Origin of the sequence: Rhodococcus sp. (in: high G+C Gram-positive bacteria), from assembly GCF_049591685.1 — a bacterium.
Classification (GTDB): Bacteria; Actinomycetota; Actinomycetes; order Mycobacteriales; family Mycobacteriaceae; genus Rhodococcoides.
In genome coordinates, this window is sequence record NZ_JBAWFH010000037.1 from 1 (window position 1) to 7394 (window position 7394).

A 7394-nucleotide genomic window follows, 5' to 3' on the forward strand; every position below is an offset into this window, starting at 1 on the left:
CTGCGGTACGGGCGATTCGACTACCGAAATGCTGGGAGGAGCCATCCTGGGGTGAGCGGTGGAGCGCAGAGCACGAAGACGAAACAGACAACAACAGGGGGCTCCTTCACGGGAACATAAATGGGTCGGTGCGGCACACCGTACCCCGGTTCGCGCGTGAGGTCATCAGTGAATGTTCCCTAAGGGTGTAACAATTCGGCATTCCCACGTCGGGGTCGGACATTCTGCAGGCGGGTGCTTTAGCATCTCGAAGGATGAAGCGCAGTCTGTTCGCGGCTCTCGCCGGGTGTGCCGTTCTCGTCGCCGGATGCAGTGGGTCGGGGGGAGTCGAGGATGCACCTGCGTCGGACTCCTCGTTCGCAGGACCCGCGGTCGCGTCGGCGCCAGACGCAGGCAGGCTCGCCCCGGAACAGGCGCCTGGAGCAGTGGAGCGCAAAGAGGTTGTCACAGGCCAGATCTTCGTTACCGCGGACGATCCGATCGCTGCTGCGAGAGATGCCGTCGCACTGGTCGAGGACGCCGGCGGTCGCGTCGACAATCGCACCGAGAATCCGTCGACGGACAACGCCGCGGCGAGTAGTTCGCTCATCGCTCGAATACCGGTCGACGATCTGACCGCGACGGTGGATCGCATCTCTGCGCTGGGCAAGGTGACGGGTGTGAGCATCGGTCGTGACGACGTGACCATGCAATATCAGGACCTCGACGCGCGGATTGCCGCCTTGCAATCTTCCGTCGACCGCCTGCGCGCGCTCATCGCCCAGGCGAGCAACACCGCGGATCTGATCGAGGCGGAATCGGCTCTGTCCAGCAGGCAGGGCGAGCTGGATAGTTTGATGTCACAACGAAACTACCTGGCAGATCAGGTGCAGTTGTCCACTATCACAGTGCAATTCGATACCGACGACGTGACGCCGTCGCCCGGGCCCGACTCGTTCACCGAGGGTCTCGTCGCGGGCTGGCACTCGTTGCTCCGAGCCGTGCAGGACGGGATCGTCGGTCTCGGTCGGGCGATCCCGTGGGTGGGCGCTCTCGCAATCGGCGCTGCGGTCGTGTACCCGGTGATTCGGCTCGTTCGCAGCCGTACGGCGTCGCATCCGAAACCGGCGCCCACCCCCGCGCAGGCAACGGCGCCGGCGGAGGCAGAACCGGAGAACGACAACCCCGACGCCGACCGGGGTCAGTCGGCCCGGTTGTGAGACGGCCCGGTGGTCAGACAGCCCCGTCGAACCCGTGCTGTCGCCACGCCTCGTACATCACGACGGCGGCCGCGTTGGCGAGGTTGAGCGATCGTCGTCCCGCGATCATGGGAATCCGTAGCTTGTCGGTGACGCGCGGGTCGCCCAGGACCTCGTCGGGGAGCCCGGTGGGTTCGGGTCCGAAGAGCAACACGTCTCCCGGGACGTACTCGACAGCGGTGTGGAAACGGGACGAGTGTGCGGTGTAAGCGAAGACGCGCTCGGGTTGCAGCGCGTCCCAGGCATCGGCGAGGTTGTCGTGCACGGTCACGGATGCGAGATCGTGGTAATCGAGACCGGCGCGCTTGAGTTTCGGCTCGGACATGTCGAAGCCGAGCGGCCCGACCAGATGTAGTTCGCATCCCGTTCCGGCGACGAGGCGGATGGCGTTGCCGGTGTTCTGCGGTATGCGCGGTGAGAAGAACATGAGTCGAAACACCCGGTTCACTCTGCCACCATCCGTCCGGGAAGGATGGCGCAGGTGGATGAGAACGAGGTCGTCGGCGAGGACTTTTCCGATGCGAGGCTGGCCGCGCAGCAGTGGACGGGCCGTAGTTACGTGTCCTGCAATTTTCGTGACGCCGACATGTCGGGCGTGCAGACGACGTCGGTGATGTTCACCGAGTGCGATTTCACCGGCACGGACCTCACCGAGTCGGTGCACGTCGCCGCGGCCTTCCGCTCGTGCACGTTCACGCGAACAAACCTGCAGCACAGCATTTTTCGGCATTCGACGCTGATCGGCTCGACGTTTGTCGACGCCTCCATGCGGCCGGCCACCTACGACGAGGTCGACTTCACGCTCGCAGGACTCGGTGGAGCCGACATGCGGGGACTGGATTTGAGCAGCTGCCGCCTGGTCGAGGCCAACCTGGTGAACACCGACCTGCGCAAGGCGTCGCTCTCGTCGGCGGACCTCACCGGTGCGCGTGCCACCGGCGCGAAGCTCGACGGCGCGGACCTGCGGGGCGCCAGGGTGGATGCGAACCTATGGGTTGCGGCTTCGCTCGTCGGTGCCCGGATCGAGATGATGCAGGCGGTCGCGTACGCGCACGCCCGCGGACTGTCCGTCGAGGGCTGACACGGCGGGGGCTGACACGGCGGGGGCGAGCGGCCTCCGGCGCAACCTCGCGAAGCGCGACCTGGAACAATGGTCGCCGTGACTGCAACGATTCTGGACGGCAAGGCGACCCGCGACGACATCTTCATCGACCTCACCAAGAGGGTGGAGGCCCTGCGCGAGCACGGCGTCGTTCCCGGTCTCGGGACCGTCCTCGTCGGCGACGATCCCGGTTCGGCGGCGTATGTGCGCGGCAAGCACAACGACTGCGCGAAGGTCGGAATCACCTCGATCCGTCGCGATCTGCCGGCGGACGTCAGCCAGGCAGACCTCGAAGCGGTCATCGACGAACTCAATGCCGACCCGGCCTGCACCGGCTACATCGTCCAGCTTCCACTGCCGAAGCACCTCGACGAGAACGCGGCCCTCGAGCGCGTCGACCCCGACAAGGACGCAGACGGGCTGCACCCGGTCAACCTCGGTCGGCTGGTACTCGGTAAGGAAGCGGCGCTGCCGTGCACTCCGCGAGGAATTGTCCACCTCCTCCGCAGGTACGACGTCGAGATCGACGGTGCGCATGCCGTCGTCATCGGCCGCGGTGTGACGGTGGGTCGGCCGATCGGGCTGCTGCTTACTCGCAAGTCCGAAAACGCGACGGTCACGCTGTGCCACACCGGTACGAGGGATCTGGCCGCGGAGGTGTCACGCGCCGACATCGTCATTGCCGCGGCAGGCGTTCCTGGCATCGTCACGGCCGACATGGTCAAGCCCGGCGCGGCGGTTCTCGACGTCGGCGTCACCAGAACCGACGATGGGCTGCGTGGTGATGTCGCGGCAGACGTCGCGGACGTGGCCGGGTTCATCTCGCCCAACCCGGGAGGCGTCGGACCGCTCACCCGTGCATTCCTGCTGTCCAACGTGGTCGAGCGTTCGGAGCAGACGCTGCGGTCACGAACCGGTGTGAAGTAGCGGTCATGGGCGCTCAGCTCCGCAAGAACCTGCCGTTGCTGGCGGTCCTCGTCGTCATCGCCGTGGCGCTCGTGCTCGTTCTCGCGGACCGTTGGCGTCGCGGCTCTTTCGTCCTCGGCGTCGCGACGATGCTGGCAGCGGGCTTCAGACTGTGTCTACCGGAGAGTCGCATCGGTCTTCTCGCGGTTCGTAGCCGAGCGTTCGACGTGTCAGCGCTTGCCCTGGTGGGCGGCGCAATCGTGTTCCTGTCGGCCTCCATCGACCCACTGGGTACCGACTAGAGGCCGACAGGCCGAGAACCCTCGATGTTACCGGCGTGATCTGTTCTGGCGAGCCGACCGCGCGTGTCCCAGTGTCTCGCTCAGCAGTTTCGCGACCGCGCCTGCTTCGGTGAGGAATCCGTCGTGGCCGTCCCGGGATTGAATGACTTCGAGCCCCCTGCACTCGGGTAGTCCACGCGCAATTTCCTTCTGCTGGCGGAGGGGATACAGCCGGTCCGAATCGACGCCGCCGACGATGGTGGGAACGGTGGCGCGTGCGAGCGCAGCGTCGATCCCTCCGCGTCCACGTCCGATGTCGTGTCGGTTCATTGCCTCGCTCAGCAACACGTATGTTCCGGCATCGAACCGATCGACGAGCTTCTTCGCTTGGTGTTGAAGGTAGCTCTGCACCGCGTAGCGGCCGCCGTTCCACGGGTTCTCCTCGCCCTGAGGGGAATTGGCGAAACGCAGATCGAGCTCGCTTTCGGTGCGATAGGTCAGATGCGCGATACGACGTGCGATCGAAAGTCCGGCGCGCGGCGCCCGTCCCGTGCCGTGGTAGTTGCCCCCCTGCCAATCGGGATCGGATGCGATTGCCTCGATCTGCGTCGTCTGGGTGCCGATCTGGTCGGCGGTTGCGCGAGCACCGACTGCGAGAACCAGGGCAGCACCCACTCGATCCGGCTGGCTCACGATCCACTCGAGCGTCCGCATCCCGCCCATGGATCCACCGACGACGGCCGCGAACCGGTCGATGCCCAGGGTGTCCGCGAGAGCTACCTCCGCCGAGACCTGGTCTCGAATGGAGATGTGCGGAAAATCGCTACCCCACGGGGTGCCGTTCGGACGCAGCGAACTGGGGCCGGTGGTGCCGCCACAGCCCCCGAGAACGTTCGAGGCGAGCACGCACCACTCATCGGTGTCGATGGGCGCACCCGGACCGACCATGCCGTTCCACCAGCCGGGGAGAGCATGATCGGCGTCTGCGTCCCCGCTGACGTGGGAGTCACCCGTCAACGCGTGCTCGACGAGAACCACGTTGTCTCGCGTGGGTGAGATTTCGCCCCAGCGTTGTACGGCGACGGTCACCTGCGGAAGCGATGCCCCGCTCTCGAGGTCGAGGCTTCCGATGTCTATGTAGCCCAGCCGCCCGTCCGGCTCGGGGAGTCCCGAGGCCGGACGGGCGTCGTGCACGGAGCCGATGGTCAAGATGCCGCCGCAGCGAATCCGCGCTCGAGATCGGCGAGGATGTCGTCAATCCCCTCGATTCCCACAGCGAGCCGGACGAGTCCGGGGGTGACTCCCGACGAGAGTTGCTCTTCGGGCGTCAGTTGCGAGTGTGTTGTCGACGCGGGGTGAATGACGAGTGAACGCACATCACCGATGTTAGCGACATGGCTGTGCAGAGAGAGTCCGTCGACAAATTTCTTGCCCGCATCCACCCCGCCCTTCAGTTCGAAGGTGACGATCGCGCCCTGTCCCTTCGGCGCGAGTTCCTGGCCGCGCTGGTACCAAGGCGACGATTCGAGACCGGCGTAGCCGACGCTCTCCACGTCGTCTCGGCCTTCGAGGTAGGTCGCAACCTTGACCGCGTTCTGCACGTGGCGTTCCATCCGCAAACTCAAAGTTTCGAGTCCCTGGCTGATGAGGAAGGCATTGAACGGAGACACTGCAGCGCCTATGTCGCGGAGCAACTGCACGCGGGCCTTGAGTGCGAACGCCGGAGCGCCGAGGTCGGCGAAGACAACTCCGTGATAGCTGGGGTCGGGCGTGGTGAAGCCGGCGTGCCGACCTCCCGCCCAGTCGAACGTTCCGCCGTCAACGATCACTCCGGCGATTGCAGTGCCATGGCCGCCGAGGTACTTGGTGGCCGAGTGCACGACGATGTCGGCTCCGTGCTGCAGGGGCTGGATCAGGTACGGAGTGGCAACGGTGTTGTCCACGATGAGAGGTAGACCGTTCTCGTGCGCGACCGCAGAGATTCCGGGGATGTCGAGGACGTCGTTCTTCGGGTTCGAGATGGTCTCGCCGTAGAACGCTCTGGTCTCGGGGGTGATGGCGGCGCGCCACTGCTCGAGGTCATCGGGGTCTTCGACGAAGTCGACCGTGATACCGAGCTTGGGAAGGGTGTAGTGGAACAGGTTGTAGGTGCCGCCGTACAGGCGAGGACTCGACACGATGTGGTCGCCGGCCTCGGCCAGATTGAGAATTGCCACCGTTTCGGCAGCTTGGCCGGACGCGAGCAGCAGCGCGGCGACGCCGCCCTCGAGTGCCGCTATGCGCTGCTCGACGGCATCCTGTGTCGGGTTCATGATGCGGGTGTAGATGTTGCCCGGCTCGGCCAGCCCGAACAGAGCTGCGGCGTGGTCGGTGCTGTCGAAGGTGAACGACGTGGTCTGGTAGATCGGAAGCGCGCGTGCGTGGGTGACGCCGTCGGCGTTCTGGCCGACGTGAATCTGCTTGGTTTCGAAGCTCCACGAGGCGGCGGGGTCCGCGATGGGGGCGCCGGCGGCATCGACTACGTCAGGGGTGTTCTCGGTCATGTGATGACAACTCCGTCTTCGAAGGGTGTACTCGAGTTCGAATTGGCTCCTCGCGACCACGGTGGCAGCGAGGGGCCGGGCGGGGCCTATCGAGACAACAACACATGCGAAAACCTCCTCGGGGGCTCCTGGATCTGTGGTGCCCGGTCAGTGGGCCCGCCGAGGTGATGCCACCCGTGGAACGGACCCGCGCTTGTTCTCCGGCTGTTCGAACGCGTGAACAGCCGACTAACCCGGTCTTTCACCCGGGGCACCCCACCGCGGTTGGAGGGTTGCCGGCCAGCAAGCCGGGGCTTGAACGCTGGCACTCATGACCTGGCGAGAATCCTAGCGGCAGCGTCGGCGACAGCAAACAGCGACATGTGGCAATCGCACCCGCCTGTTGGGCGAGGAGGGGAGCACGGACACCGCACGCAAGAGTGATGCGCATCGCGGTGAGCACAATCACCGCTAACTGATTCGATTAAGAAGGAACCTGAGACGACAATTGCCTGCGAGGGACGCCCCCGGTGGGCGCGTCCCTTTTCTACTTCCTCTCGAGACAAGGTCATCTTCGCTGTGTCTGTTACCGACTCCGCTCTCGCCCGAAACGTCGGGGCTGTGCGCTCGAGGGTGTCCCATGGGCCGAGCGCGGGCAGCAGACCGCATTCGACCAGGCGGCGGCTGGCGATGCTGGCCCTGGCCATCGGCGGTTTCGGTATCGGCACCACTGAGTTCGCCTCGATGGGACTGCTGCCCGAGATGGCAACCACGATGAACGTCTCGGAGCCGACCGCAGGGCACCTCATCTCGGCGTACGCGATCGGCGTCGTCGTCGGCGCTCCGGTCATCGCCACCCTTGCTGCACGGGTACCCCGCCGCATGCTGCTCATCGCATTGATGGCCGCCTTCACACTGGGCAACATCGGCACGGTGTTCGCGCCCAGTTTCAACGAGTTGCTCGCGTCGCGCTTCGTGGCGGGATTGCCACACGGCGCGTACTTCGGAATCGCAGCCCTCGTCGCAGCGCACTTGGCGGAGCCCGGCAAGCGAGCCAAAGCCGTTGCCATGGTCATGATGGGCCTGTCGGTGGCGAATGTCGTCGGCGTGCCCGCCGCAACGTGGCTCGGACAGGGCTTGGGCTGGCGCAGCGCATTCGCCGTCGTCGGCGTCATCGGTGCACTGACCGTCGCTGCGCTGATCGTGTGGATGCCGCGTCTGGACGGCATGCCCACCACCAACCCCATCACCGAGCTCGGTGCACTGCGCCGCAGTCAGGTGTGGATGACGCTGCTGGTCGGCATGGTGGGCTTCGGTGGCATGTTCGCTGTGTACACCTACATCT

Annotated in this window: 8 protein-coding genes and 1 riboswitch; of the genes, 5 read left to right on the top strand and 3 right to left on the bottom strand. The window is 65.5% G+C overall.

Translation table 11 applies throughout. The annotated features are described in order from the left end of the window. The first annotated feature begins 254 nt into the window (after positions 1 to 254). Positions 255 to 1199 (top strand): DUF4349 domain-containing protein, encoded by a 945-nt coding sequence (locus tag WBQ44_RS01355; protein WP_495564941.1) that lies wholly within the window; start codon positions 255 to 257, stop codon positions 1197 to 1199. Between the two features lie 13 nt (positions 1200 to 1212). Here the strand turns inward: WBQ44_RS01355 and WBQ44_RS01360 are convergent, their stop codons facing one another. After that, positions 1213 to 1677: a tRNA (cytidine(34)-2'-O)-methyltransferase gene (locus WBQ44_RS01360; protein WP_495564942.1), complete on the bottom strand. Its 465-nt coding sequence runs from the start codon at positions 1675 to 1677 to the stop codon at positions 1213 to 1215. Positions 1678 to 1710: 33 nt separating this feature from the next. On the opposite strand from WBQ44_RS01360, the gene WBQ44_RS01365 reads away from it, so the two are divergent. The 3 genes from WBQ44_RS01365 to WBQ44_RS01375 all read left to right on the top strand — a co-directional run bounded on the left by WBQ44_RS01365 (position 1711) and on the right by WBQ44_RS01375 (position 3548). After that, the gene (locus WBQ44_RS01365) at positions 1711 to 2319 is read left to right on the top strand and encodes a pentapeptide repeat-containing protein (protein WP_495564943.1); all 609 of its coding nucleotides are present in this window, start codon (positions 1711 to 1713) and stop codon (positions 2317 to 2319) included. A gap of 78 nt (positions 2320 to 2397) precedes the next feature. Continuing rightward, positions 2398 to 3267, top strand: coding sequence for a bifunctional methylenetetrahydrofolate dehydrogenase/methenyltetrahydrofolate cyclohydrolase (locus WBQ44_RS01370; protein ID WP_495564944.1), 870 nt, complete (start codon positions 2398 to 2400; stop codon positions 3265 to 3267). A gap of 5 nt (positions 3268 to 3272) precedes the next feature. Beyond that, complete coding sequence (locus tag WBQ44_RS01375; RefSeq protein WP_495564945.1) at positions 3273 to 3548, top strand: DUF3017 domain-containing protein; 276 nt, start codon at positions 3273 to 3275, stop codon at positions 3546 to 3548. Between the two features lie 27 nt (positions 3549 to 3575). On the opposite strand, the gene metX is transcribed toward WBQ44_RS01375, so the two are convergent. Beyond that, a complete protein-coding gene (metX, locus tag WBQ44_RS01380) occupies positions 3576 to 4736 on the bottom strand; it encodes a homoserine O-acetyltransferase MetX (protein ID WP_495564946.1) in 1161 nt (386 codons plus the stop codon). Continuing rightward, positions 4733 to 6070, bottom strand: coding sequence for a bifunctional o-acetylhomoserine/o-acetylserine sulfhydrylase (locus WBQ44_RS01385; RefSeq protein ID WP_495564947.1), 1338 nt, complete (start codon positions 6068 to 6070; stop codon positions 4733 to 4735). The genes metX and WBQ44_RS01385 overlap by 4 nt, the downstream gene beginning before the upstream one ends. 184 nt (positions 6071 to 6254) lie before the next feature. Beyond that, positions 6255 to 6386: riboswitch (SAM riboswitch) on the bottom strand. A 242-nt stretch (positions 6387 to 6628) separates the two neighbouring features. Here WBQ44_RS01385 and WBQ44_RS01390 point away from each other — a divergent pair. Beyond that, positions 6629 to 7394 (top strand): MFS transporter (locus tag WBQ44_RS01390; protein WP_495564948.1); only part of this gene is annotated, 766 nt, incomplete at its 3' end.

Bases quoted from the DNA above. Each gene is read 5' to 3' on its own strand.
- WBQ44_RS01365 (WP_495564943.1), top strand. From the start codon at position 1,711: ATGGCGCAGGTGGATGAGAACGAGGTCGTCGGCGAGGACTTTTCCGAT.
- WBQ44_RS01355 (WP_495564941.1), top strand. From the start codon at position 255: ATGAAGCGCAGTCTGTTCGCGGCTCTCGCCGGGTGTGCCGTTCTCGTC.
- WBQ44_RS01375 (WP_495564945.1), top strand. From the start codon at position 3,273: ATGGGCGCTCAGCTCCGCAAGAACCTGCCGTTGCTGGCGGTCCTCGTC.
- WBQ44_RS01385 (WP_495564947.1), bottom strand. From the start codon at position 6,070: ATGACCGAGAACACCCCTGACGTAGTCGATGCCGCCGGCGCCCCCATC.